This is a genomic window from Streptomyces sp. DH41, from assembly GCF_029813785.1.
Lineage (GTDB): Bacteria > Actinomycetota > Actinomycetes > Streptomycetales > Streptomycetaceae > Streptomyces.
Map to the genome: position 1 here is coordinate 176,366 of NZ_JARVKY010000012.1, position 24,661 is coordinate 201,026.

A 24,661-nucleotide genomic window follows, 5' to 3' on the forward strand; every position below is an offset into this window, starting at 1 on the left:
GCTCACTTGGCGGTGATGTCGGTCAGGTCGGCGAGGATCTCGGAGGCGATGACGGGGTCGATCTCGCCGAGGCGGTGCGGGTACGTGTGGCTGCGCCAGTAGTCACCGGGAGCGGTGTCGATCCATATGGTCTCCAGGGTCTGGTCGGGAAACTCGTCGACCATGCCGACGGCGATGCCGTCGTCGAGGGCGATGACGAGGTGGCGGTCACGGGCGATCGGGCGGGAGAACCAGCGTTCCACGCCGTTGTCCTCGGGCGTGCCGCGTTCCCAGCCGCGCTTGGTGAGGCCGAGGAGTTTGCCGACGGGGACGGTGACGCCCTCGAAGCGGGTCAGCCGGTGGCCGCCTGCCTCCGCGTCGGTGAAGGCGTGCACGGGGCGCCCGAGCTGTGGGAAGGGCTGGAGAATCTCGTAGTCGGCGAAGAGGTCGGCCCAGGCCTCGATCGTGTCTCCCAGCTGGAGGGGGTGGGCGAGGCGCACGGTGGCGTCGGCGGGGAGGGTCCATGCGTCGTCGTGGACGTCGGCGAGGGTGAGGTCCTCGGCGACACGGAACGCGGTCACCATGCCGTCGCCGTCGCCGTCGCCGAGCCAGACCAGGCGGCGCACCAAGTGGCGCAGAAGGGGGTGTTCGACGAGCAGTTCGCGGAACTCGGCGGCGGTCCAGGATCGGCCGGTGACCATGGCGGCCTCCAGGCGGCGCAGCTGGTCGGAGGCGATGGTCCGGACCTCCTTCTTGAGGGCGGCGAACCGCTTGCGCTCGGCGGGGGCGAGTTCCGGGTCGTCCTTGACGCCCGGGGCCGGCAGGGCCTTGCGGAGCTTGCCGGTCTCGTCGCGGACACAGGGGCGGAGCTGTTCGTCGAAGGTGACGGTGAAGCGGCGCGGGCCGTAGTCGATGACGGTGCTGCCGTCGTCGGCGAGGCCGAGGTCCGGGACCAGCCGGTCGGCGAGCTGGTCGGTGGTGAGGCCGAGCCCTTCGGCGACCTCGTCGATCTTCTCCCGGGCTCGCTTCTTGAGGGCCTTGAACGGCACACGCTGGGAGATGCCGTGCAGATGACGCAGGGCGGTGTCGGTGCCGATCTCAGCGAGGACGGTGAGGCCCTCGACGGCCCGGTGGTGGGCGTTCTCGCCGGGCCAGGCACGCACGAGGGGGGTGAGACGGCGGACGGTCTCGTCGTCGCCGAGGAGGCCGAGGGCGTGGAGGGCCCAGCTGTCCTTGGCCGGCATGCCGTGGAACCGCCACGTCTCGAAGAGGGCCCAGGCGAACTCGGCGAGGGAGCCGGCGTCGCAGTGCTCGGTGACGGTGGCGAGGCCGGGGTAGACGTCACCGGGCTTGGAGATCTGCAGCATGGTCGTCACGTGGCGGACGGCGTCGGCGGGCAGGGCGCCGCGGTCGCCGGTGAGCCGGATCTGCGGGAACAGGGCGGGGTCGGCCCAGGTGCAGGGGGACGGCATCCTCGCCGGGAGGGCGGCCTCCAGCGGGTCGCCGGCGAGGAGGTCGGCGACGATCTCCTCGGCCTCGGCGCCGCAGCCGGCGGCGATCTCCCGCACGGCCTCGGCGCCCACCTCTGCGGCGAGTTGCCGCAGGGCGTGTTCGGCGTGGGTGCGGGGCGGGCCCGCCGGGCCGACGGCGTCGGGAACGAGGAAGGCGGCCGCGGCCCGGCCGTGGCGGCGGAGCCAGGCGAGAACCGTGGGCCTCAGCGACTGACGGCGCACCAGCCACCCGGCCATCTGCCGGGCCACCTCGACGCTGCGGTAGGGCAGCAGCAGGCCGCAGGCGGTGGCCGGGTAGCGGGCGGCGAGCCGGCTCAGCATCGGCAGGGCGTGCAGGCCGTGGCGGGCGGCGACGGGCCTGAGGTGGCTCTCGGTGTCCCAGACGTGCTCGGGGGCGAAGGCGTCGAGCAGTGGGCGTACGACGTCCTCGGGACCGGTGACGAAGAGGCGGGCGGCGTGGATGTTGCCCCGCCACGTCCCCTGCTGCATCTGCCGGATCTCGCGGGACCAGTCGTACTCGCGCCACCAGGGGGTTTCGGCGATGACGGTGGCCGCCCAGGCCTCCTGCTCCCCGGGCTTGAAGGCCACCTCGGCCTGCGGTGCCCCGGGGACGTCGCGGGCCACGCGGGCCTTGCGGCTGGTGCGCTTCCGGGTCCACGGCGGGGCGGCCAGAAGGGCGGGGAGCGCCTCCGCAGGCGCTTCCGCGTCCCGTTCGCCCCGCTTCAGCAGCGGGGCGACGACGGCTGCGGACGCCTCGGGCAGGGCGGGCAACGTCTCCTTCGTGAGCTCCGGGTGGGTCACCACGTGCAGGGGCAGCAGCATCCGGGAGAGGGACGCCTGTTCGCTGTCGCCCGCCGCGGCGGCGGAGAGCAGCCGCAGGGCCCGACGAGGGTAGCGGTTCATGGCGTCGAGCAGGGCGGGGCGGACATTGCGGTCGCCGCCGTTCATCAGCAGCAGGCGGAAGGCATCGTCGGTGGGCAGTTCGGCGGCCCAGCCCGCGACGTCCCGGTGCCCGTTGGATCCGTAGGCTCCGTCGAACGCGTCCTCCAGCAGGGACCCGACGTCGGGACCGAGCCGGTTCGCGAGGGTGGCGAGCAGTTGGAGGTTCCAGCCGTTCCAGCCGAGTCGTGCTCCTTCGCCGATGCGGGCGATCTGCTCCGGCCGGTACAGAGAGAGAAGGAGCATGCGCCGCAGGACGGAGTCGTTCGGTATCGGGCCGTCGCAGCACTCGTCGACCCAGGCATGCTCCTCGGGTACCAGGTAGGAGACCACGATGCGGCGCTCGGCGCTGTCCCGGAGGCCGGCGAGACCTTCGACGGCCCGCTGTCGGGTCTCCTCGTCGGCCGCCGCGAGCAGGTCCCGGATACGGGCGGCGGTCTCCCGCACGTAGTAGGTCTGGTATCCGGCCTCTCTGCGCAGCGCCGCGTCGTACCGTCGGGAACCTGCCTGCATGTAATGGGGGTTGACGCATCCCAGCTCCACGACGGCACGGGCGGCGAACGGCAGGCCGTGTTCGGTCACGCAGGCGTCGACGAGCACGTCCACCATCGCGTAGTGCCAGCCAACGGCGATCTCCACGGCGGCTCCGAGCGGAGAGGGACTGCCCTCCCGGTGGGCCCGGCCCTCCTTCACCAGCTCCGGGTCGCTGCCGGAGGAGGAGAACATCTCCTCGAACCAGGCCGCCTCCTGCGCGTAGCGGCGAGCGGCCTTCTCCACCGCGTCCTCGGCCGGCTGCGCGGCGGCCCGGAGCACGGGCAGGGCCCGCAGCCAGGCGGCGGGCATCTCGAACCGGTCCTCGTCGGCAATTCCCTGGTGCATGACGCTGTTCCTCCCCGTCACCCGTCGCACGGGGACCTCATGAGCAGTTACCGATCACGTTAGACCTCGGCACTGACAACGGCCGGGCCCGTGCACGCCCGGCGGCGGCACATCCGCATCGCAGGATCCTCCGCCCCTCACGATCAACTTTCTTGTGCTGCTCGCGTTTTCGACCTGCATCAGATGTGCGGGGCACTGTCTTCCCGCAGATCGCCCTCCCGCACCGATCGCGGCACCGGCGAGGTGCTGTGCGACTGGAGGGAAGCCGACCCAGACGAACGGAGACGGGAGAGCTCGACGCCGCCGAGTGAAGGACGCCCGGATGAACCTCGGCGCGCCGTATCCCCGGGACCGATCAATCGCGGCTCGAGCCAATTGCATTGCAGTGATGCGCCGGCACCTCTGACGCCGATCACGCTCGTGACGTCAGCTCCCCGGCGACCGGTGGCGCCTCGTTCGGTGCGGCCGGATGCCACTCCTACAGTGACGTCGGACGCGGCACTATCCGAGGAACGACAACCGGACCGTACGGTTGGTATTCGAGACGTTCGTGTCCACCAAACTCCGTTAAGGCAACACCAGCCTATCCGGATGGCAAGGGCCGGGGCCGGCCCTTGCCACAACCCCGCGGTCATTTCTCCGGCAGGGTCACAGGGGCCTGAGGACGAGGAGGTGGCAGTCGAGGATCTGACGGGCTTCCCTCCGGCGGGAGCGGCGGGGGTGCAGCAGGGCGACTCTGACGATGACGACGTACACGGTGATCCAGATGTGCAGGACGGTGATCAGGCCCCAGAGCAGGGGCCCGGTGGTCGGGAGCGGGGCGGTCAGTGCAGTGAGCATGGTTCCTCCTAATGTGTCGCCGGGCCGTGCGCTGCGGCGGTTCCCCCAGGTCACCAGGCCCGGTGCGCCCGGCCCGGGTAAAGGTGGTGGGTCTCTAATTCCCGAAGGCGCGTCCTCTTCCGACGGAAGTAGGTAGGTTCGCGGCATGTCTTCTCCTGGTCCGGTCTCCGCTGATCAGCAGCTCGTCGAGCACGCGCGTCAGCACGGTTTCGTGGTGTCAGCGAACCAGCTTGCGTCGTGGCGGCGGGCGGGGCTGTTGCCGGCACACACGAAGCGGGCGCTGGGCCGCGGGCGCGGGAGCACGTCGGTTCCGGACGACGAGGCATTCGGTCTGGTCGTGGCGCTCGCCCGGCTGGCGCGGAGGGGCGCCCGGCCCTCTCATCTGGCGCTGGCGCTGTTCGGCGAAGGGCACCCGGTGCCGGAGGAGACCGTGCGGGACGCCTTCGGCAAGGCGGTCCGGGGCCTGGGCGCCGGACTCGGCGAGGAAGGTCCGGAAGAGGGAGAGAACGAGGAGGAGTGGGCGGAGCGCGTCGCCGACGAGGTGCTCGCCTCGGGACAGCGGGTGCGGCTCATTCCCGCGCGGGTGCGTCGGATCGATGAGGGCATCGCCCGGTACATGCGTGACCGGGGGGTGGTTTGGCCCCCTCCCGAGCTGGCCGACCTGGACGCGAACCCGGAACCTCCGAGCCTGTCCGGCGGGGAGGTCACGGCTGCCGCAGTAACCACGGCGCTGCGTGGAGGTGCCGCCGTCACGCCGCAAGGGATCGGTGACGTGCTGCGGGCCGCTCAGCCGACGGGGTGGGGCAACCCGGGGGCGTCACTGGCCGAGTACACGGTCGATGACGTCCCTGATGCCGTCCAGGAGGTGTTCCTCCCGGACGGCGGGATGAGCACCGTTCCCGACGGTGACGTCCGCGGCGCCCTGCTCAGTCTGGCGGAGACGGCCACCCTGGAAGACCTGCGGGACGCCTGGGAGGTGAGCGGGGCGACCCGCGAGTGGCTGCTCGGATCCCCCGCCGTGCTGCCTGCCCCGCTGATCCCGTTCCTCCAGCCGCGGCACGCCTCCGAGATCCAGTAGGAGAATCATGATCCAGAGCCCTCGTGAGACCGTGGCGGCGGCCATGGCCGAAATGGCGGTGCTGCGTGCTCTCCAAGTGGCCGGTCGGCGCTTGCTCGCGCGGCGGAGCCGGGCGGTACGGGGCCCTCTGCGGACCGTCCCTCCGTGGGAGCTGCATGTCCATCTGCCGGTTGGCGATACCGATCTGGCGCTGCTCCTGCGGGATGCGTGGGTCATCCCGCAGGCCGTCGGCCTGCCCTCGACCATGATCGAGGAACTGGATCAGCACGTGCGAATTCTGCTTGCCGCGGGGCTCGGGTACCGCCGGGACGACTTGTTCAAGACCTTGTCTCGTCTGCCGCTGGAACAGCTGGTACTCCCTTGGGACGCGCCTGCGGGGACGGACGAGGCTCATGCCCCGAGCAAGTGATCCGGTGGAGCTGAGGGCGGCAGGCGTCCTGCGGTACTGCACGGGTGAGACCGTCGAACCGTATGACCACTGCCCCCGGTGCGGTGATTTCCATGAGGTGCGCGCGGACCCCAACGGGCGCTTCGACTTCATGTGCGGCGGTGATCGGGCGGTTGAGGTCACACAGGTGACCAGCAGCGTGGCTGAGCAGAACCGGCGCTCCTGGGAGCCGTACCTCAAGGAGCATGCGGTGCCCGAGCTAAATCTAGGCTGGCACGTAGTGTTCGAGAGCACGGCGAAGGCAACCTACGGGGGCCGCAAGGGGCACCCTCGTTTCAAGGATGCCCTGACCGTCATCAGCCCGGCCCTGGCCGAGCTGGAACGGCGTGGCGTGAACCGCTTCGGCCCCGGCACGGCCTGTATCGAGCGGCCATTCCATGAGGAGGCGTGCCCGTACGGCGTCCTGGGCAGTGCTGGGGTGGCCTTCGGTTGTTCAGTGCCCAGCGAGACGAGTACCGGCTACATCAGCGCAGGCCTGCTCACGGGGTACGACCAGATGCCGGCTTTCAACCCGGACCACTGGGCCGGGAAGGCCGAGAAGAACCGCCGCCAGGGAAAGCCCCCACCGCCCTCTCCCCTCCCGGAACCACTCCGGATGGGCCCGGTGCTGTGGTCGTTCGATCCGGACTTCCTCGCTTCACTGGAGAAGCGCCGGACCGAGGACGAACGGAAGTCGGCCGAGACGACGCGAGCCCTTTTCCCCGGTCGCCACACCGATGCTGAACTCGCCGAACTGGCCCGCCGGGACGTGAGCGAACGGATCACCCTCGCACGATCCCTGACCTGGCGGACCGCGCTCCCGGCGAACCCGCCGCCCATCGCTGACGCCGACGGCGGAACGGATCTGGTGGACTTGCTGGAAGTCGAGTTCGGGCTGCACGAGGACCTGGCCCTGAAGCTCAACGCGGCTTCCGACCGACCGCGCCGAGAGGTGTTCTTCTGGCTCACCTGGATGCGTTCCTCCGCATGGCACCGTCTCGCCGCCCCAGGCCTGCTGCCCCAGCGGTCTCCGAACGTACCGGCCGGCATCACCGGCCTCTGGGTCGGCTGCCTGCTGGACGAGACCCACGTTTTGCACTGGGACCACGACACCGGCTGGACGCGCCACCCGCTACCGAACCCGCTGCCCATACCCCGATTCCCCGGCTGCCCCTGACGCACGACTGGACAGCGCAGCGGCATTTCGGCCCCCTCCTGGGCCGGGGTCGGACTCTGAGGAGGGACCCGCTTTCCAGCTATAGGCATGCTCCGCAGTTGTCCAAGTTGCTAGCCCTCGACTCCACCAAACTTCGCCAGGACAGCCCCAGCCCATCCGGATGGCAACGCACGCCGGGCCAGCCGCGGCCGTCACCTCGCGGGGTGACCACCACGGCTGAAGCATCCGCTCAGCAGGCGGTGGCGGGCCATTCCCAGCCCATCACGCCGGCGTCACGGTTTCCTTGCCGACCCGGATTACGAGTCGTAGCGTTCGGTCACCACCATCGCTGTCCCTGCGAGTACCGCTCCCACGGGCGTCTCAGCCCACTCGGCGAGCAGCAGCGGCTTCTCGTCCACGGAATTCAGCAGATGAGCGATCTCCTCGGCGGTCGGCGCGACCGGAAGGGCACAGTCGACCATGTCGTGGCCTGTCGCGCTGGTGTGGTTCCCGGGCTCCTCCTCGGGATCGTCCGGCACCCATCGGCCGACCTCGATCTCCCACGAAGTCTCGTCGTCGCCTGACTCCGGCGCTTCGATCGTCAGGTAGAAGCCGTCGGAGTCGTACGGCTCCACGAAGAGGCGACAGCTGGGGTCGTCGAGTGAAGCCCCCACGTCGCCGCCCTGGGCGTGCGCGGTGACCAGCACCCGGAGGGCAGCGACCGCCTTCTCCCGTTCCTCCGAGGTGAATCCCGACTCGCGTCGGTCGAGTTGCTCGCGCGTCTCGTCGCTCAGCGTGTCCAGCCCGTCGTCGTACTTCACGAAGGGGTGGCCGAATTCCCAGCAGCGCTCGGCCCCCGGATCCTCCTCCGAGGAAGTTCCCGAGAAGTCCGCGAATCCTGCCTGCAACCCGTGCTTCTCTGCCTCCAGTTCGGCCCGGATCGCTCTGCTGACCGTGTCGGGGAGAGCCGCCATGGCACTTTCCAGGTCGACGAGCGCCTGGTGAAGCCGTAGGCAGACGTACTCGAACCACAGACTGTGGGAACCATGGAGAAGAGCGGTGCGGGCGGCAGGGTCTGTCAGCGCGGCAAGCTGCGTACGCGGGTAATAGCCCACACGCCGTTCCCGGCGGTCGTGGATGCTGACAGGGACGGTGGCGAAGGCGGAAATTCGATTGAGGGCGTCGACGACCGGGCCCCCGAGGCGAGGCTCGGCAAGACTCGTCACGGTCTTGGATACAACGCCGTCCGGACCCTCGTAGGTCGCCAGGATCTGAGTCTTTCCACGGGTGGCGTGCTGAGAGTAGATGGTCACGGAACGCCTTTCGGCCGTCCGGCACACGACGGCCGGACAGAACAGGTGCGCAGGAAGTGGGTAGGAGGTGGTGGCGAGGGTGCTTTCCGACGCTCCGTACCTCAAGACGATCGGAGGTGGCCCAGGTACCGTCCCAGGCTCCATTCCTGCCCGCAGGGTAGCGCATACCCTGCGCTTCGTAAGCAGATATTCAGCGGGTCTGCCACACGAATCAGGTGACATCTGAACTGGTGTGCCTTATGGGGTGGGTGGGACGGATTTGGCTGTGTCCAAGCCTCATCCGGAGGAGTTCCGCCAAGACGTCGTGCGGGTCGGAAGAAACCGCGGCGCGGGCCTGACGGTCGAACGGGTGTCCACTGCCTTTGGAGTCCACCCGATGACGCTGTGGAAGTGGATGCGTCGGACGGACATCGACGACGGGACCAAGCCCGGAACGGCCGGTCAGGAGAATACGGAACTTCAGGAAGCACGGCGGCGGATCAAACTGCTGGAGCAGGAGAACGAGATCCTGCGGGGGACTGCGGCGTATCTATCGCAAGCGCATCTGCCGGGAAAGGGATCTACCCGCTCGTGAGAGAGCTGGCCGGGGACGGGTTGCCCGTCACGTCCAGTTGATGCAGCCGGACTTCGCAACAATCAAGCCTGGCACACGTCCGCGGCATTTTCGGCCACTCAACGACGGCGCCCGGCTGCTCCGCGTAACCTCACCGGCATGGGGGCATCAGAATCCGGTCCGGGCCAGGACTCCGATGAGGAGGCACGGCGGCGGCTAAACGCGTACACGTACCTCAGCGCGCCCGAGCGGCTGGAGCACGTCGCGATCATGCGGGTCTTCTGCGGAACGCTGCTGGCGGATCTCGCCGTACCGGACATCATGGTGAAACTGCGCCAGGCCGGAACTTTCGCCGCGGGGCTCGACGCCGACACCCTCACAGTCCGGCTGGAACAGCTGGTGGCCTGGGGAAACCTGCTACGCAGCAGCCACACGGTGAACGCGTCCAGCATCAGCGAGTACCAGCGTTCCCGCTCGCGCTACCAGCTGTCGAAACTGGGCGAACGTATCCAGCGGGACGCCGACGGGGTGCTGACCGAGGCCGACGCCGCCCGCGAGGTCAGCAACGAACTGCTGGCCCTGGTCGAGCGCGGACTACGGGAGCTGGCCGACCTCGTGACCGCGCCGGGCGGCGTCGAGCCGCAGGACGGACTGGAGCGGATCAGCACGCTGTTCGTGCAGTTCACCGAGTTCGCGGACTCCATACGCGACTTCTACGCCTACCTCGGCCAGGTGCTGTCCCGCTACGACCTGGACAGCGCCGAGTACCAGGGCTTCAAGGAGCTGCTCCTGGACTACGTTGAGGCAATCACGGAGGACGTGGCGTTCCGCGCACCCCGGATCTCGGCGGCGTTGGACGCCCTGTGGCCACACATCCCGGCTCTGCTGGGCCGGCTGGACTCCCACGCCCAGGGGCTCACCGGGCTCTCGACGCAGGCGCAGGGCGAAAGCCGACCGGACGTCCGGATCCAGCGCAGCCGGGGCCGCGAATTCGCGGACTGGGAGGGCCTGCGCGGCTGGTTCAGCAACACCGACGGCCAGGGCAGCCAGGTCGACCAGTTACGCGATGCCACTCTGCGCGCGTTGCAGTCGCTGCTCGCCAACGCCAAGCGGATGCTGCGGTCGGCCACCGGGGAGATGTCCCGGCGCAAGGATCTACTGCGGCTGGCCCGCTGGTTCGACGAAGCGGCGCCGCAGGACGCACACGACATCGCCGTGGCCGCGTTCGGGCTGTACGGCGCCCGCCATCTGGGCATACCTCCGGCCACCGACGAGGTGGTGCCCGCCTACACGAGCTGGTGGACCGGTCCGGTGGTCGAGGTACCGGTGGCCCTGCGTGAAAGAGGCAGCCGCGCCCAGCGGGGCCGGGCCTCCGCGGTGGAGAACCACTCCGCGCAGAAGCAGCTGCTGAGGGAGGCCGCACGGCAGCGGGCAGCGGCCAGAGCAGCGGCGGCGGACGAACTGCGCAGCGTGTCCGGCCGGTTCGCTGAGGTACGCCTCACGTCAGCGGCGCTCGGCCTGCTCTTGGAGCTACTGGCCACAGCGCTCGGAAACGCACAGCTCAGCAGGCCCGTCAGCACCGACGGGGAGAGGACGGCGGTGTTCGACCTCGACTCGGCCAGCAGTGAAGACGCCGAACTGCGTATCCGTCTCAGCGTGCGCCGGACGGCGGGCGCGCGAACGGTGCTGTACTCGGCCGAGGGCGACCTGCTTCTGGACGACCTGGAGCTGGACATCGGTCGCACCTCCGCCGCGGTCGGCGGCGAAGCGGAGGCGAGCGTTTCATGACCCTCCCCTCGACTCACGATGTAGCCCTGGCAGCCGAGCGCCGCACCGCCGCCCGGCTGCTGCTCGCCCACCCGCTGATCGCTTCGGACGGCCCCCACGCCGACCTCTTCCCGCTGATCCGCAGGCACGCCGACTGGCTGGGCAAACGGTTCCAGCAGGTGCTCGGCTACCGCCTGCTGGTCGACAGCTCCTACGCCCGCCTGTTGAAGGCGGGGCTGGGGACGGGTTCGGGTCATCGGCTGGAGCGCTCCACCGGCACCCCGTTCACCCCACAGACGTACGCCTGTCTCGCGCTCGCCCTGTCCGTGCTGGTGACTGCGCCCGAGCAGATGCTCCTTTCACACCTGGTCGCCGATATCAGGGCTGCCGCAGCCGACGCCGGAATCGAGTTGGCGGAGACGGGCCGAGCGGCCGGGAAGCGGACCCTGGTCGCGGCTCTGCGTCAGCTCGTCGACTGGGGCGTGCTCGTCGAGACCGAGGGCCATGTGGCCGCACTTGTGCAGGAGGCGGGCGGCGAAGCCCTGATCACGGTAGACCGGGAGCTGGCACGCGTGGTCGTCGCCGGCCCGCTCTCCCAGGCTCGAAACGGCGCCGACCTGGTCCGGCGGGCAGCGGACCCGGGCTTCGGCGGACCACGCACCTACGTGCGCCGGATGCTCGTCGAGACACCCGTCGTCCACCTCGACGAGCTCACGGACGCCGAGCGTGACTGGCTGCGCACCCGGCAGCGCCGGGAGGCCCAGGCTTTCTCCGAACTCCTCGGTCTGGAGATGGAGATCCGTGCCGAGGGCGTGGCGCTGGTGGACCCCGAGGAAAAACTCACGGATCTGCACCTGCCGGGCACGGGGACCGTCGCACAGGCCGCGCTGCTGCTGGCGGAACGGCTCGTGGAACGCCTTCGGCCGCAGGAACCGGGGCATCCGGCGACCGGCGGGACACTCATCATCGGGGTGGCCGTCCCGGACGGCCTGGTGGACGAGGTGCTCGCCGAGCTCATTACCGAGTACGGGCAGCGCAGCAACTGGCAACGCGGCTACCTGGAAGACCTTCCCTCCCTGCGAGAGGCCGTACTGGACTTGCTGGTCCGCATGCGGCTGATGGCCCGCGCGGGCCGACTGCGCGCCGAGGGCGAAGGACTGCCGGAGGGGTACGTCGAAGAGGCATCGGAAGGACGCACGGTGACCGATGTCCATGGCGCACGGCCCGGCGGCGACGGCTGGGTGCTGCTGGCTGCAGCGGCTCGCTACGCCACCCAAGTCATGGTGCGCCCGGCCACCGCAGTCGGCAAAGGCACGGACGTTCAGGAGGAGTTGCCGCTATGACCACCGACGCGCGTGGCCTCGTTCCGCTGCCGCGCTTCGGCCCCGTGACGACCACCGGCGCGCGCTTCCGGCTGCACCGGGCAGGCATCCAGAACGTCTGGCAGTACGACGAGCAGGAGTTCTCCTTCGGCGACGGACGGCTGCTGCTGCGCGGCAAGAACGGCGCGGGCAAGTCCAAGGCCCTGGAGATGCTGCTTCCGTATCTTCTGGACGGCGACTCCCGGGCACTGGACGCGACAGGCACCGGCCGGACCACGCTCGCCTGGCTGATGCTGGACGGGTTCGAGCAGACCAACCGTCTCGGGTATCTGTGGGTGGAGTTCCGGGGCACGGCCGACGACGGCGGTCACCGCCACCTGACGCTGGGTGCCGCCATCCGCGCTTCGAAGTCGACGCAGAAGGCGGTGCCAACGTTCTTCGTCACCCCGCTGCGGATCGGTGAGGACCTGCATTTGGTCGAGGCCGGTAAGCCGCTGCCGGTCGACCGGCTCAAGGAGATCGTCGGCTCCGACAACACGACCGACCGTGCGGTCCAGCACCGTTCACGAGTGGCCCGGGAACTGTTCGGCATCACCGACGCGACGCGCTACCGCAACCTCACGCAGCTCCTCCATCGGCTGCGGCGCCCGACGGTCGGCGACCGGATCGAACACGGGGGCCTGGTCTCCCTGCTGAGCGAGACCCTGCCGGGGCTCGACGAGGACGTGGTCGAGAAGGTGGCGCGCAACCTCCACGACCTCGACGCCGTACGGGACGAACTCGGCCGCCTGGAACGCACCGACGCGGCCTTGCGCACGTTCCTCACCAGTTACCGCGGCTACCTGGCCGGGGTCCTGCGCACCTCCGCCCAGAAAGTGAGCCACGAGCTGGGCGTCCTCGCTCAGCGGCGCCGGGCGGCCGGAGACGCCGCACAGCGGACGAGCGACCTGAGGACGCAGGAGAAGGATTCGGAGGGCCGGTTGGAGACCCTGCGCGAGGAGGAACAGGCTGCCCGGACCGACCTGGCCGCCCTGCACGCCAGTCACGCCTACCGCAGCCTGCGCGAACTGTCGGAGCGTCGCGGCACGGTGGAGGCACTGCACACTGCTGCCGTGGCCGCGTTCACCACCCTGCGGAACGCACACGACGCGGAGGAGGGCTCGGCGGAGCGGCTGGCCGAAGGTGTCGAACACCTCGGAAGTCGGCTGGCCGAGCTGGGAACCGAACACCGGGAGTTGCTGACGCAGGCGGAGAAGGCCGGGCTTCCTACCGGCCACCTCGGCGAGGCGGTGGCTCTGCCGCGCACGGTTCTCGCCCAGGCCACCGAGACCGGGCTGACGACTCCGGACGGGGAGACGCGCACCGTACGGCACCGGTCGGTGGCCCGAGTGGACACGGTCACGGCGCAGGAAGGGCTGCAGTCCTGGCAGAACCAGTTGGAAAACGCCGAGTCGGTCGCGAGGAACCGGGCCCGGATGGTTCAGGAGGTGACACACCTCATCTCACTGGCGGACGAAGCCCGGGCCGGGGCAACCCAGGCTGATGCCGAGCGAGAACGGCTGGAAGGCGAAGCAGAAGACGCCGCCGGCCATCTCGACGGCAGCCGTGAGAAGGTCACTGAGGAGAGCGGCGCCTACTCCCGTCAAGTCGCTGAGTGGGCGGCACGCACGCGGAATGCGCTGGGTGCCGACTGCCCGTCGTTTGGCGCCGTCCACGCCGTCGTCGGCCTCGAGACTTCTACCGATGCGCCGTTCGCGGACCGCACGCTGCCGCCCGCTATCGACAGCCAGGCGTGGCTGACCGCTCAGGCCGCGTTGGAGCCGTACGGCGAGAAACTCACCGAGCGCCGCGACGCCCTGGTACTCGGCGTCAGCCGACTCGGCGAGGAGCTCGACCGCCTGGCGGAGCAGAAGCGGGACTGGGAGCAACGTACCGACCCCGAGCCACCGGCCCCGCACCATCGCGCCGCCGCGAGGACGCCGGGCAGTGGAGCCCCTTTCTACCGGCTCGTGGACTTCGCGGACGACCTGGCTCCGGCCGACCGAGCCGGTCTGGAAGGGGCGCTGGAGGCGAGCGGAATCCTGGACGCGTGGGTGAGTGCGGACGGCGTCCTTCTCAATCTACGCACCCAGGACACCCTTCTCCAGCCGGGTCCCGTGCTATCCGACGGACCGACTCTCGCCTCGGCCCTGCGCCCAGCCCCTGAACCGGATTGCGGCGTCACCTCCGAGCAGGTGGGGAGTCTCCTGGCCACCATCGCACTCGCATCGGCACAGGAGACCTCCGCGCACAACGCGGCCTTCTACGACGGCAGTTGGCGTCTGGGCGTACTCAGCGGTCGTCATGACAAGGGCGCCACCGAGTACGTGGGGGCCGCCGTACGCGCCGAGAATCGGCGACGCATCCTCGCCGACTTGGAGGAGAGGATCGCGCATACGGAACAGCGGCTGGCCGAGGTCCGCGAAGAGCTCGCCGCAGCCGATACCATGCGCCGGGCTCTCACGCTCGCGGAACGGGACTTCCCAAAAGCACGGAATCTCGCTGACGCATGGAGCAGGAGTGAATCAGCCGAGCGGACCCTGCGCGACCTGACCGCCAAGGCGACCCGAGCGGCGCGGCTGGCTGAGGAGGCACGCGCTCTCGCGGTATCGGCGCGGACCAGGGCGGAGGCCACCGCCTCCGCCCACGACCTGCCCGGCGACCCCGCCTCCCTGGACCGTGTGCGCACCGCACTGGCTGGCCTGCTCAGCGGCATCGGGCATCTGCGCAGGGCCGTCAGCGGCACGGGCGAGCGGCTCGGTACTAACCAGGCCGATGCCGACCGGTACGGACGCGCCCAAGAGGATCGCCTGGCCGCGGACGAGAGCTACCGGCTCCACCTCGCCGGACTGCGCACCGCTGAGCAGGACCTGCGCACCCGCGAGGAAGCCATCGGGTCGTCCGAGGAGGAGATCCTCTCTCGCGAGCAGGAGGCCAAACAGCGCATCGCACACGCCGTCCGCGTCCTGCCCGGGGCGCAACGAGCCCGCGACGACCTCCACGACCTCCGCGTGCGCGCGGAAGAGGACGAGAAGCGCTTGCGCGGGACCCTGGCGGACCAGGAAACGATGGTCATCGACACCGGCAGCGCTCTTCGCGCTGCTCTCGGCCGGCCGGAGGTGGTGCTCGGCGCCGGCCTCGACCGGTCCTCGCTGCCCGAGTACGTGTCGGACGATCCCGCCGCGGACGTGCGCAGCCGTCTGCGAGCGCTGCGGGCCCTCGCCGACGCCGTGGAGCAAGCCCTCGGCCGCCCGAAGGGCGAGGTGTCGGACAGCACCCTGCTCAACCGCCACACCGATCTGCGTGACCAACTGGCCGGCGGATTCGACGCGCAGCTGGAGGAGCGAGACGGGATCAAGGTGTGCCGTCTGGTCGACGACCATGGGTCCCATGACGTCGCGGCCGTGGGCGAGCGGATCGCAGTCCAGGCGGCGGAGGCCCGGGGACGGCTCACCGAGCGCGAACGCGAAGTGTTCCAGCGGTTCCTGACCGGTGAGCTCGGCGACCACCTCTCGGCACAGGTCATCACCGCAGCGAACCTGGTCGCGGCTCTCAACGACACCCTGCGGACCGTGCGCACCTCCCACGGCCTCGGTGTCGAGCTGCTGTGGAAGCTGGACGAGGACGTGGACGCGGATGTGCGCGCGGCCGTCGAGCTGCTGCGCAGTCCGTCGAGCCTCAGGACGCGCGACCAGACCGAGCAGCTGCGCGAGGTGCTGCAACGCCGAATCGAGGACGCCCGCCGTGCCGACCCGTCAGCCGGTTACGCCGCCCATCTGCGGACCGCGCTGGACTACCGCGACTGGTTCCGCTTCCACACCTTTGTGGTCGAGGACGCGGCTCCGGGCCGCCGTAGGAAACTGACCGGCCGGACCGGTCTCAGCCAGGGCGAACAACGAGTTCTCTCCTACCTCGTGCTCTTCGCCGCGGCAGCCGCCCATTTCACCAGCGTCGCCGAGTCGGCACCGCATGCGCCACGCCTGATTCTCCTGGACGACGCCTTCGCCAAGGTCGACGAACCCACCCACGGCCGGCTGGGCCGTATCCTCGTCGACCTCGATCTCGACTTCGTCCTCACCAGCGAGCGGCTCATGGGCAACTGGCCCGAGGTTCCGTCCCTGCACATATACGAGTGCCTCCGTGATCCACACGTGCGCGGGGTAGCCACCCTTCACTACACCTGGAACGGCCGGCACCGGCGTCTGGTGTCCGTATGAGCGGGCTGCCCGCCGCGGCGCGCGAATGGCTGACGGGACCTGGACTCACCCGGCTCTGGCAGGGGGCACGCAAACGCCTGGAGAGCAACGGCGTACGGGCCACGGGTTCGCTCCGACTGACCGCGATGAACGCCCAGGAGCGCAACGACCTGTCTCTCCTGCTGGGCAAACCCCTCACAGGTGCCGCCGTGACCATACGGCTCGCCGTGCTCGACGCACGGCTACGCGCGTCGGCTGCCGGACTCGGGCTAAGGCAGACGCTGGAGGAACTCGGCCCGCCCCTCACCGACCGCCGTGCCGCCCGCGCGGACGCGACGGCACGGCGGGAGCAGGTCTGGTCGTCTCTTGCTTCGTCACTGGACGCCTCCCCACTCGCCGACCAGGCATGGCCCCGGCAGTGGTACGACCTGCTGCGCCGTTCCGGTGTTCCGAGAGGAGTGACGCCCGAAGCGGCGATACGGACACTCCAGCAGGCGGTCCAAGTCCTCACCGTTCTCCTCGGACCCGACGGACCTGAACGCAACGGCACACGCGGTCGAGGAGAACTCGCCGCCATGACGACCGGCTCCGCGCACGGCCTTGACGACGGCACCTGGCTGGCACGCCTCGTCCAACGCGGGGTCGCCCTCGCCCACGGCACCGAGTTCCCCGACGACGCGGCCGGCCGACGCGCTCTGTGGCGGCTGGTGTCCGTCACGCCGGACGAGGTCTCCAGCACGGTGCTGACGTACGGACTGCGACCCGACGGCGTGGGCTGGCGGGAGCGTGCTCTGCGGGAGCGAGCCGACCATCACGCCGAAGTTCACGTCACACCACGCGACCTGCGTGGCCTCCGGCTGCAGCTCTCCGCCGGAACTCTTATCCACATCTGTGAGAATCCGCGCGTGGTGGAAGCCGCGGCGGACGCGGCCTGCATCCAGCCCTTGGTGTGCACCTCCGGCAGCGCGGCCACCGTGGTCTTCACTCTTCTCGACGCCCTCGCCGCCACGGGTTGCCAATTCGTGTACCACGGCGACTTCGACTGGCCGGGGATCACTCTGGCCAACCGGGTCATCCGCCGCTACGAAGCCCTGCCGTGGCGCATGGACACTGCGGACTACGAGCGCCTGGCCGCCCGCAGTCAAGCCGAAGGCATACCTCAACTGGCCCTCGACGGACAGCCGGTCGACGCAGACTGGGACCCGGACCTCGCCCCCGCCATGACCGTCCTCGGCGTGGCGCTCCACGAGGAGGCCACCCTCGATCTGTTGGTGGCAGACCTGTCATGCCAGGTGTAGTGCGACGTCAGTATCATGCCGAACTCATCTGGATTGTCAGTCCCTTTCGGCATCATTGACGCTCACACCTGATACGACACCGTGCCCGGGTGGCGCTGACCAGAGGATCACGTCGCGGGGCGGTGCCGACGATTGGAGTCCGATGGCCGCGGCGGAAACACGCCTGTCTCTTCCTCACGACTTCCTGCGTACGGTCATCGCGCGGGCGTCCGACGATTCCCCGCCTACCCGCATGGCTGTCGAGGCGATTCGCGCGGCGCCCCCGGGCACGGATCGGGACGGCCTGGCCATGTCCCTGCTTACAGGACCGCTCGCAAAGTCCGCGCCCGAGTGGCTGTTGGCCATGGCAGTGAAGAGCGATCTCAGTCGCGAACCGCGCCCGCACACGACGTCCGAGCGCATGGACCTGACCCGCGTCGCTCTGTCGCACCAAGCCTGCCCGGAGGCATACAGGGCGCAGGTCCTGCAGAAGTGCCCTGAGGCGCGACTCGGTGCCCTTGGCCGGAGAGAGGGTGGCGCAGCACTCATCCACGCCGTCGTCGCTGAGCTCCGCCGGCGGTCGACATCGCGCCTGCCCATCGCCCCCGAGCTGCTAAAGGTTCCAACGCCCGCCCAGGTCGTTCTTGGTGAACACGGCCTGCACGAGGACGTGTTCGTCGCAGCCCTCGACTGCCTACCGCTCGGGCCGGACAAGCTTGACGGCGAAGAAGACGTCGACGCGTGGATGGAGCGTCACCGCGCCGCATCCGACGCCTGGGAAAGCATGTGGGACGGCGTCCTACGGGTCCAGACCGAACATCACCGCCGCCTGCTGGAATGGTCCGCAACGCACCCCGCAGCCGATCGCGTGGTGCGTGAGCACCTGCTCGGATCCATACCGTGGCACGTAGAACCAGCCTTGTTGGAGGAAGTCGCGGCACACAACCTGGAGTCCTTCGAGCGCGCGGTTCTCGTCACCCGGATTTCCCGGTCCTGCCGGGACGGGCTGACGCCCACGCAGGCTCGGGAGCGCTACGCCGACGCGTTGGCGGCCGCGTCCCAGGACGAGCGCGACTACGTGGAACGATTCCTCGACGAGGAGATGCAGTCCGAGTCCATCCAGACCGTTCTTTGCCGCCTCGCCGTCGACTGGGTGGAGCGGGCAGGAAGCCAGACCTGGCGGTTCCTCCTCAACCCCGGAGAGGCCCGGCGTTACGGCCGGCCCCGAAAATGGCTGGCGTCCCAGGAGCTCGTCGCCGCCCTCGCCACGCGGTTCGCAACCATCTGCCTTTCTGCTCTGAACCTCTGGGAACCGGAACCCGCCTCGCGCTATCGGGTCGTGCGCGACCTCGGCTGGTTGCACGCACTCCTCGTCCATCTCCCCGAAGTCACGGAGGAGACGCGGCAGAGGGCGCGTCTTGTAGTTGAGGACACCAGGCGGTCCCTGGCTACCCGGTCCAGCGCATACGGCTACCCCTCCAACCATTCCGCGTGGGAAGAGAACCAACGGGCCGAGAAACTGATGGCCACCATCATGCCGCTCGTCACGGATCCCGTCCCTGCCCTGCCGGGCCGACGCACGGCCTCGCTCGGCGGCCCACAAGGCATCCGGTTCAGACAGCTTGCCGACGCCGACGAGGCCGTTCTCGTCGCGTACCTGGACCGGCACACGGGGAACGACGCGCTCGTCGAGGAGGCCCTGCTCTCCTTCGCCGCCCGCTCCTACCGAAAGTCCCTCACCTTCGACGACCTACTGGCCCGTCACTCCGCTCCGCAGCAGACTCTGCTCGACCTCACACTGCACCTGCGAAGGCGCCTGGGCGGTGGGCCCGAACTGCGAAGAAGCTGGGCCGAGATCATGCTGGCCCGGCCCGAGTGCCCTCCGGAGCTGCTCCGGCTGCTGCCTGCCTGGTCAGCGCTCAAAGCCCGTGGTCCGCGCTATGACACCACTCATCCCGCAGTCGCGGCCTACGTGTCCGAGGTGCTCGGAGACAGCGATGCTGCTTGGCAACGGTTCGCGGCAAGTCCCATGTCGCACGCCGGTCCGGGTGCCTGGCATCGGCTGGGCGACCTCCTCGGTGCGGCGGTCGAGGGAGTCGCGTGGCCGGCACCTCCGCCAGGACGCTGACGGCCTCCGTGTCGATCAGCCTCAGCCTCGTGGACCTAAACCCGATCGCCGCGCCACGTACGGAGAGGCGTCAATGGCAGGTGCGGGCGGTTCGATCCCTGGGAGCCATCGGGGAGCCAACCCGCTTCCCGGGCCCCTTCGAAACCACCCGCGCCCGCGACCCCCCGACGCTCTGAACAGAAAGAAGCGACTGTTGCATGATCAGGTGACACCTTGACCTGGCTTGCTGAGCGGCGACCCGGAAGGATGTTGCAGTGCCCAAGCAAAATGATGTACCCGCTCGTCCGCGAACTGGCCGCTGCCCCTCACAGGGTGCCAGCGGCGGTGACTTGCTGGGTACTCAAGATGGCCCGCCAGCCCTACTACCGGTGGCTGGCCGCACCGGCCACCGACACCGAACTCGCCGCGGCGTACCGGGCGAACGCCCTGTTCGACGCGCATCGCGACGCCCCGGAGTTCGGCCACCGTTTCCTGGCCGACGAGGCCCGCGCGGCCGGTGAGCCGATGACCGAGCGGACCGCCTGGAAGATCAGCCGCGGCAACCGCTGGTGGAGCACGTTCCGCAAGCGCCGGGGCCGCGGGAAGAGTGTCAAGGCCGGCCCGCCGGTTTCGGCCCACGTAAGCTCTGAACGTCGAGCGTCGCGCTGCCGGTTGCACCAGGAGGCCATCGTGGATCACCTCTTCACCGTCATGGGCGAGGCGGCCACACCGATCGCGCGCACCGGGTTGGCTGCGGAAGGCCTCCTTGAGAGGCAGCACTTGCAGGAGTGGGTGATCGCCCACCCGCAGGTGCTCGGGGAGTCGGTGCTCGTCGTTACCGCGGAGTACGACCGATGGGCCGACACAGACGGCGTGCCGGCGCGCGACCGGCTGGACGTCCTGGGACTGGACGCAACAGGGCGCCTCGTCGTGGTCGAACTGAAGCGCGGAACAGCTGATCGGGACGTGCACCTCCAGGCGATCACCTACGCCGCCCTGGTGTCCCGGTTCGACCTCAGCACCCTGACCCAGGCGCACCGCGACTTCCTGTCGCGCAGGGGACAAAACCTCGACATCGATGCATGCAGGCAGCGCCTGCTCGATCATGTGGACGGGGAGTGGAGCCCGGAGCTGCTCCAACGCCCTCGACAGGTGATCATCGCCGCTGACTTCCCCAAGCAGGTTACCCACTCCGTGGTCTGGCTGTCGGAAATGAGCCTCGACATCGACCTCATTCAGGTGGGGCTGTGGAAGGTGGCGGGACACGTCGTCGCCGGCTTCACCAAGGTCTATCCGACCCCGGAGGTAGAGGAGTTCACACTCGCACCTGCCCGAGTCGAAGGCGAGGCAGCAGCCAAGAAGCTGCAGGAACGCGCACGCTCACGCAACGCCGTCCACGTACTCGTCGGCGCGGGACTGCTGCCCGAAGGCACCAAACTGCTCATGACACCGCGCCATGGCACAACGGAAGCCATCCGTAATGCCATCAACGCGTGGGTAGAAGAGGACATCAGCAGAGCAACCGCAGTCTGGACCAACAACACTGCCCAGCCACTGGTCTGGGATGCCGACGGCGCGTCCTACTCCCCCACCGGACTGGCCAACCACATCTTCACGAGCGTGACGAGCCGCACCGCCGACGGCATACAGGGCACAACATGGTGGGACGTCGACACCAGTCAGGTTCCCAGCGATGTCGACAGCGAAGAATGGGCCGCCCTGGCAGGACTCAACCTCTCAGGGCTGGCCAAGCAACTCAACGGCACCCGCAAAGACTGGACGGAGCTGCACACCCTGCTGGCCGCAGTCCCTGCCGGACGATGGACCACCTACGGTGACGTGGCAGCAGTGATAGGCAGCCACGCCGTTCCGGTCGGAAGACACCTGAGTACCTGCGGCCAATGTCCCAGCCCCTGGCGTGTCTTGAATGCAGCAGGACGCGTCAGCAACGGCTTCCAGTGGGCGGACCAGACCCGAACGGACACCCCCGCAGAAATCCTCGGAACCGAAGGAGTCCGCTTCAACGGGGCTGTCGCCGATGCGGACAAGCGCCTCGGCCCGGACGCCCTCCGGCAACTACTCGACATCTGAGAAGCGACCGCCTCTGGGGAGCACCGCGCGTACGACACGGCACCGAACGGGTGTGCCATTAAGCGCTCGGCGCATGCTCCGCAGTTGTCTAAGGTGGTGACCCTCGACTCCACCAACCTCCGTTAAGGCAACCCCAGCGTAACCGCAAAGGTCCGGGGTCACGGAGGTCCCGCTCTCGCTTCGAGCGTCGCTGTCTGACCTGAACGGAGGGCGAGGAACTGTCGTCCCCGCACGCAGCACCGGGCCTTGCGTCGTACTTATGGAACAGCACCTCAAGGTGACCACGTCTTCCCGGGGGAGACGTCGCAGAAGCAGCCCTGTCAGACCCGTCCGGCATGATGCTCCCCTCAGCTATGACCGAGAGGGCACAACCGATGAGAAGTGATGAAGTCGCGGACCTGGCGAAGTTCCTCCGGGCTCGTATCGACGAGGACGAAGCCACGGCACAGGCTCTTGAGCCCGGCACGGCCGAAGACACCACAGGGCTGAAGGCCCGGGTTCTTGCCGACGTCGCTGCCAAACAAGGCATCCTGCGCTTCGTGGAGCGGATGCAGCAAGATGCCGAGCACACCGACTTCATGGTTCACGGTCCCGCCATGATCGTGCTCTCTGCGACAACGTTCCCACTGCGCCACCTTGCTGCGGCATACGCCACCCACCCCGACTTCCGCCCTGGCTGGGAGCCGAACGAGGAGGAAGACAAGCCGGATCCGAGGTTCAGTCGCCCTGGCCGGGCATAGGTCACAGGATGCACAAGGAGATACAAGCCCTGTCACCGCTGCGCGCGGTGGCGGCGCTTCACCGCTCTGGTCGCCCAACTACCGTGGAGATCACTCACGGCAAGCGCCCGCTGACGTCGCCCCGCCAGTGAGAGATACTACGGAAGGTCCTGACTGACGATCATGCACTGAGCTGGGGGAAGAGAGTCGCGGGCGGGAACGATCCATACGCACGGGAACTCGCGCGGCAGGCCAAGGAACGGGAGAAGGCGAGGAAAGCCGCCGAGGCCGAGGCCAAGCGAAAGGCCCGCGAGGCAAAACTCGCGTACGAGGCTGCCCGCTCTCAGGAAGCGAGCGATCGCACCAGCGTGGCTGAGCACGATGCCGAGCAACTGTCGAAGCTGCTTCGCACAGCAGTACTCGATCAGCGGCCGTTGACGTTCGACCGGCTGAGGCAAGATTTCGTGGCCCAGCCATTCGTGCCGCCGAAGGGACGCACCAAGGCCGCGCCCCTACCGCGCTGGGAGGAGTTCGAACCGTCAGCGCCTCGGGGCATTCTCGGTGCCTTGGGGTTCGGCCGACGGGGTTACGACGCGGAGGTCGAAGCTGCCCGCAAGCGGTTCGACAGATCCCTGCGCGACCATGCGCGTGAGGAGAAGAAGCGCGTCGAGAAGCTGGAGAAGGCTCGCGTTCAACACGACAGGCGCAACCGGGACGAGGCGGCCCGGGTTGAGGTGTGGAACGCCGAACTCGAGCAGCGTCGTACCGCCTACAGGGACAGGGATGTGGACGCTGTCGAGTGGTTCGTGGACCAAGTGCTGGCCGCGTCCGTATACCCACACGGTTTTCCGAAGGCACATCAGGTGTCGTATCAGGCCGACACCGGCGACCTGTTGGTCGAGATCGACCTGCCGCTGGAAGATGTGGTACCAGCAGCTCGCGCATACCGATACGTCAAGACACGCGACGAGATCACGCCGGTGCCACGGCCCGAGAAGGAGCGCAAGGAGCTGTACTCATCAGTCCTCGCTCAAACAGCTCTGCGTACCGTGCACGAGATCCTCGCATCCGACACCGAAGGCGTCATCCAGTCCGTCGCCTTGAACGGACACGTAGCGACCATTGACCGGGCCACCGGACGTGACGTTCATCCCTGCTTGATCACTCTCCAGGCGGATCGAGACGAATTCGGTCAACTGGTGCTCACCCAGGTGGAGCCGCAGGCCTGCCTGAAACGGTTGCGGTCGATCATCTCACCGAACCCGTATGAGCTCGAGCCGGTACGGCCGCTGGTCACGTTCGACCTGTCCAAGTTCCGCCTCATGGACAGTCTGGACGTCGTGGCGGGTCTGGACAGCCGGCCCGTGCTCATGGATCTGACACCCACAGAGTTCGAGCACCTCATCCGGCAGTTGTTCGAAGCCATCGGCTTGGACAGCGTCAACACTCAACCATCGAGCGACGAGGGTGTGGACGCGGTCGCGATGAACACGGACCCCGTCATGAAGGGGCTGTGCATCATTCAGGCGAAGCGCACCAAGAACGTGGTGCCGTTCGAGACCGTCTCGGCGCTCGCCGGCGTGGTGGAGCACAAGCGCGCGGCCAAGGGCATCCTCGTGACGACCTCATGGTTCGGCCGGGCCAGCGAAGCGTTCGCCAACGAGCACGGGCGACTGGAACTCCTGGACGGAGCGAACCTGGTGCACCTGTTTAAGGAGCACATGAACCTGGACGTCATTCCTGGCCCGGTGCCGCCGAAGCGGCGCCCACGGTAGAAGGACGCGGCGGTGACCGCGACTTGGTCCTCACCGCTGAGGAAGAGGCTACTTATCGCCGTCCAGCCCAGTCCCGGGTCGGCCTGCGCGGCGTCAGAAGCGAATACTACGACCGGCAGCTGGCTTGTCGCGTCGATCTAACTGGCCGATCGGACACGGCGCGCACGCGCACCACTCATGTTCATCCGCCAAGTCAGCATGGGCTTGCTGACTCCGTACTGGAGTATTGCTTCTTCGGAGCTGGTGCCGCGCCGGGCGATGGACCAGGCCGCCTCGTTGGTGATGAGGAGGTTGCCGGCGAGCCAGTCGGCTTCTTCTTCGATCTCCCCGTCCCAATGCCTGCATCCGCGGAAGTCGAGCGCAGGACCAGGCGGATGCATCAGGAGAGCGTGGGCGATCTCGTGGTGTGCCGAGCTGTTTTGGCGCCCCAGATCATGGGAGTCGTTCACCCAGATCGCCCGCCGCGGCCCGGCATGTACGGTCACAGCACTGACTGCCTCACACTCAGTGGTGAGGAGCCGGCCGACCAGTTCGTCATGGGCGATCGCGGAACTGAAAGTCTCGACCGGGATCGCCAGGTGCTCCGCGAGCAGCGCCGGAGCGAGAGGCGACGTGGGATGGAGCCCCAGCTCCGCCCGCACCTGCACCGCCAGGCGATTGGCTTCGGCCTTGAAGCCGTGACGCAACGACATA

At 68.7% G+C, this 24,661-nt stretch carries 16 protein-coding genes; 12 read left to right on the plus strand and 4 right to left on the minus strand.

Annotated features, from left to right (window positions below; genetic code table 11):
• Positions 1-2 precede the first annotated feature (2 nt).
• On the minus strand, positions 3-3,308 hold the full coding sequence (locus tag QC283_RS21000; protein WP_279563138.1) for a DUF4132 domain-containing protein: 3,306 nt from the start codon (positions 3,306-3,308) through the stop codon (positions 3-5).
• Positions 3,309-3,956: 648 nt separating this feature from the next.
• On the minus strand, positions 3,957-4,148 hold the full coding sequence (locus QC283_RS21005) for a hypothetical protein (RefSeq protein ID WP_279563139.1): 192 nt from the start codon (positions 4,146-4,148) through the stop codon (positions 3,957-3,959).
• A 145-nt stretch (positions 4,149-4,293) separates the two neighbouring features.
• Between QC283_RS21005 and QC283_RS21010 the strand changes: the two genes are divergently transcribed.
• The 3 genes from QC283_RS21010 to QC283_RS21020 all read left to right on the plus strand — a co-directional run bounded on the left by QC283_RS21010 (position 4,294) and on the right by QC283_RS21020 (position 6,830).
• Positions 4,294-5,226, plus strand: a complete 933-nt coding sequence (locus QC283_RS21010; protein WP_279563140.1) for a hypothetical protein — start codon at positions 4,294-4,296, stop codon at positions 5,224-5,226.
• Positions 5,227-5,233: 7 nt separating this feature from the next.
• On the plus strand, positions 5,234-5,635 hold the full coding sequence (locus QC283_RS21015) for a hypothetical protein (RefSeq protein WP_279563141.1): 402 nt from the start codon (positions 5,234-5,236) through the stop codon (positions 5,633-5,635).
• Positions 5,636-5,813: 178 nt separating this feature from the next.
• A complete protein-coding gene (locus QC283_RS21020) occupies positions 5,814-6,830 on the plus strand; it encodes a hypothetical protein (RefSeq protein ID WP_279563142.1) in 1,017 nt (338 codons plus the stop codon).
• Between the two features lie 296 nt (positions 6,831-7,126).
• On the opposite strand, the gene QC283_RS21025 is transcribed toward QC283_RS21020, so the two are convergent.
• Positions 7,127-8,122 carry a hypothetical protein gene (locus QC283_RS21025; RefSeq protein WP_279563143.1) on the minus strand — a complete coding sequence of 332 codons (996 nt, stop codon included), beginning with the start codon at positions 8,120-8,122 and terminating at the stop codon, positions 7,127-7,129.
• A gap of 265 nt (positions 8,123-8,387) precedes the next feature.
• On the opposite strand from QC283_RS21025, the gene QC283_RS21030 reads away from it, so the two are divergent.
• The 9 genes from QC283_RS21030 (at position 8,388) to QC283_RS21070 (ending at position 23,968) form a co-directional block, all read left to right on the plus strand.
• Entirely contained in the window at positions 8,388-8,696 is a 309-nt protein-coding gene (locus tag QC283_RS21030; protein ID WP_279563144.1) for a transposase, read from the plus strand.
• Positions 8,697-8,834: 138 nt separating this feature from the next.
• The gene (locus QC283_RS21035; protein WP_279563145.1) at positions 8,835-10,463 is read left to right on the plus strand and encodes a TIGR02677 family protein; all 1,629 of its coding nucleotides are present in this window, start codon (positions 8,835-8,837) and stop codon (positions 10,461-10,463) included.
• A complete protein-coding gene (locus QC283_RS21040; RefSeq protein WP_279563146.1) occupies positions 10,460-11,785 on the plus strand; it encodes a TIGR02678 family protein in 1,326 nt (441 codons plus the stop codon). The genes QC283_RS21035 and QC283_RS21040 overlap by 4 nt, the downstream gene beginning before the upstream one ends.
• Positions 11,782-16,020 carry a TIGR02680 family protein gene (locus QC283_RS21045; protein ID WP_279563147.1) on the plus strand — a complete coding sequence of 1,413 codons (4,239 nt, stop codon included), beginning with the start codon at positions 11,782-11,784 and terminating at the stop codon, positions 16,018-16,020. The genes QC283_RS21040 and QC283_RS21045 overlap by 4 nt, the downstream gene beginning before the upstream one ends.
• Positions 16,017-17,297, plus strand: a complete 1,281-nt coding sequence (locus QC283_RS21050) for a TIGR02679 family protein (protein WP_279563148.1) — start codon at positions 16,017-16,019, stop codon at positions 17,295-17,297. The genes QC283_RS21045 and QC283_RS21050 overlap by 4 nt, the downstream gene beginning before the upstream one ends.
• Positions 17,298-17,439: 142 nt before the next feature.
• The gene (locus tag QC283_RS21055) at positions 17,440-19,404 is read left to right on the plus strand and encodes a hypothetical protein (RefSeq protein ID WP_279563149.1); all 1,965 of its coding nucleotides are present in this window, start codon (positions 17,440-17,442) and stop codon (positions 19,402-19,404) included.
• Between the two features lie 345 nt (positions 19,405-19,749).
• Complete coding sequence (locus QC283_RS21060; RefSeq protein ID WP_279563150.1) at positions 19,750-21,474, plus strand: MGMT family protein; 1,725 nt, start codon at positions 19,750-19,752, stop codon at positions 21,472-21,474.
• Between the two features lie 353 nt (positions 21,475-21,827).
• On the plus strand, positions 21,828-22,214 hold the full coding sequence (locus QC283_RS21065) for a DUF6221 family protein (RefSeq protein ID WP_279563151.1): 387 nt from the start codon (positions 21,828-21,830) through the stop codon (positions 22,212-22,214).
• Between the two features lie 347 nt (positions 22,215-22,561).
• Positions 22,562-23,968, plus strand: coding sequence for a restriction endonuclease (locus QC283_RS21070; RefSeq protein WP_279563152.1), 1,407 nt, complete (start codon positions 22,562-22,564; stop codon positions 23,966-23,968).
• 137 nt (positions 23,969-24,105) lie between these two features.
• Here the strand turns inward: QC283_RS21070 and QC283_RS21075 are convergent, their stop codons facing one another.
• On the minus strand, positions 24,106-24,660 hold the full coding sequence (locus tag QC283_RS21075; RefSeq protein ID WP_279563153.1) for an ImmA/IrrE family metallo-endopeptidase: 555 nt from the start codon (positions 24,658-24,660) through the stop codon (positions 24,106-24,108).
• Position 24,661 lies beyond the last annotated feature (1 nt).

Excerpts from the sequence above, each read along its gene's own strand:
- QC283_RS21060 (WP_279563150.1), top strand. The coding sequence starts at position 19,750 with ATGGCCCGCCAGCCCTACTACCGGTGGCTGGCCGCACCGGCCACCGAC.
- QC283_RS21010 (WP_279563140.1), top strand. The coding sequence starts at position 4,294 with ATGTCTTCTCCTGGTCCGGTCTCCGCTGATCAGCAGCTCGTCGAGCAC.
- QC283_RS21015 (WP_279563141.1), top strand. The coding sequence starts at position 5,234 with ATGATCCAGAGCCCTCGTGAGACCGTGGCGGCGGCCATGGCCGAAATG.
- QC283_RS21040 (WP_279563146.1), top strand. The coding sequence starts at position 10,460 with ATGACCCTCCCCTCGACTCACGATGTAGCCCTGGCAGCCGAGCGCCGC.
- QC283_RS21075 (WP_279563153.1), bottom strand. The coding sequence starts at position 24,660 with ATGTCGTTGCGTCACGGCTTCAAGGCCGAAGCCAATCGCCTGGCGGTG.
- QC283_RS21045 (WP_279563147.1), top strand. The coding sequence starts at position 11,782 with ATGACCACCGACGCGCGTGGCCTCGTTCCGCTGCCGCGCTTCGGCCCC.
- QC283_RS21050 (WP_279563148.1), top strand. The coding sequence starts at position 16,017 with ATGAGCGGGCTGCCCGCCGCGGCGCGCGAATGGCTGACGGGACCTGGA.
- QC283_RS21000 (WP_279563138.1), bottom strand. The coding sequence starts at position 3,308 with ATGCACCAGGGAATTGCCGACGAGGACCGGTTCGAGATGCCCGCCGCC.
- QC283_RS21055 (WP_279563149.1), top strand. The coding sequence starts at position 17,440 with ATGGCCGCGGCGGAAACACGCCTGTCTCTTCCTCACGACTTCCTGCGT.
- QC283_RS21035 (WP_279563145.1), top strand. The coding sequence starts at position 8,835 with ATGGGGGCATCAGAATCCGGTCCGGGCCAGGACTCCGATGAGGAGGCA.
- QC283_RS21005 (WP_279563139.1), bottom strand. The coding sequence starts at position 4,148 with ATGCTCACTGCACTGACCGCCCCGCTCCCGACCACCGGGCCCCTGCTC.
- QC283_RS21065 (WP_279563151.1), top strand. The coding sequence starts at position 21,828 with ATGACCGAGAGGGCACAACCGATGAGAAGTGATGAAGTCGCGGACCTG.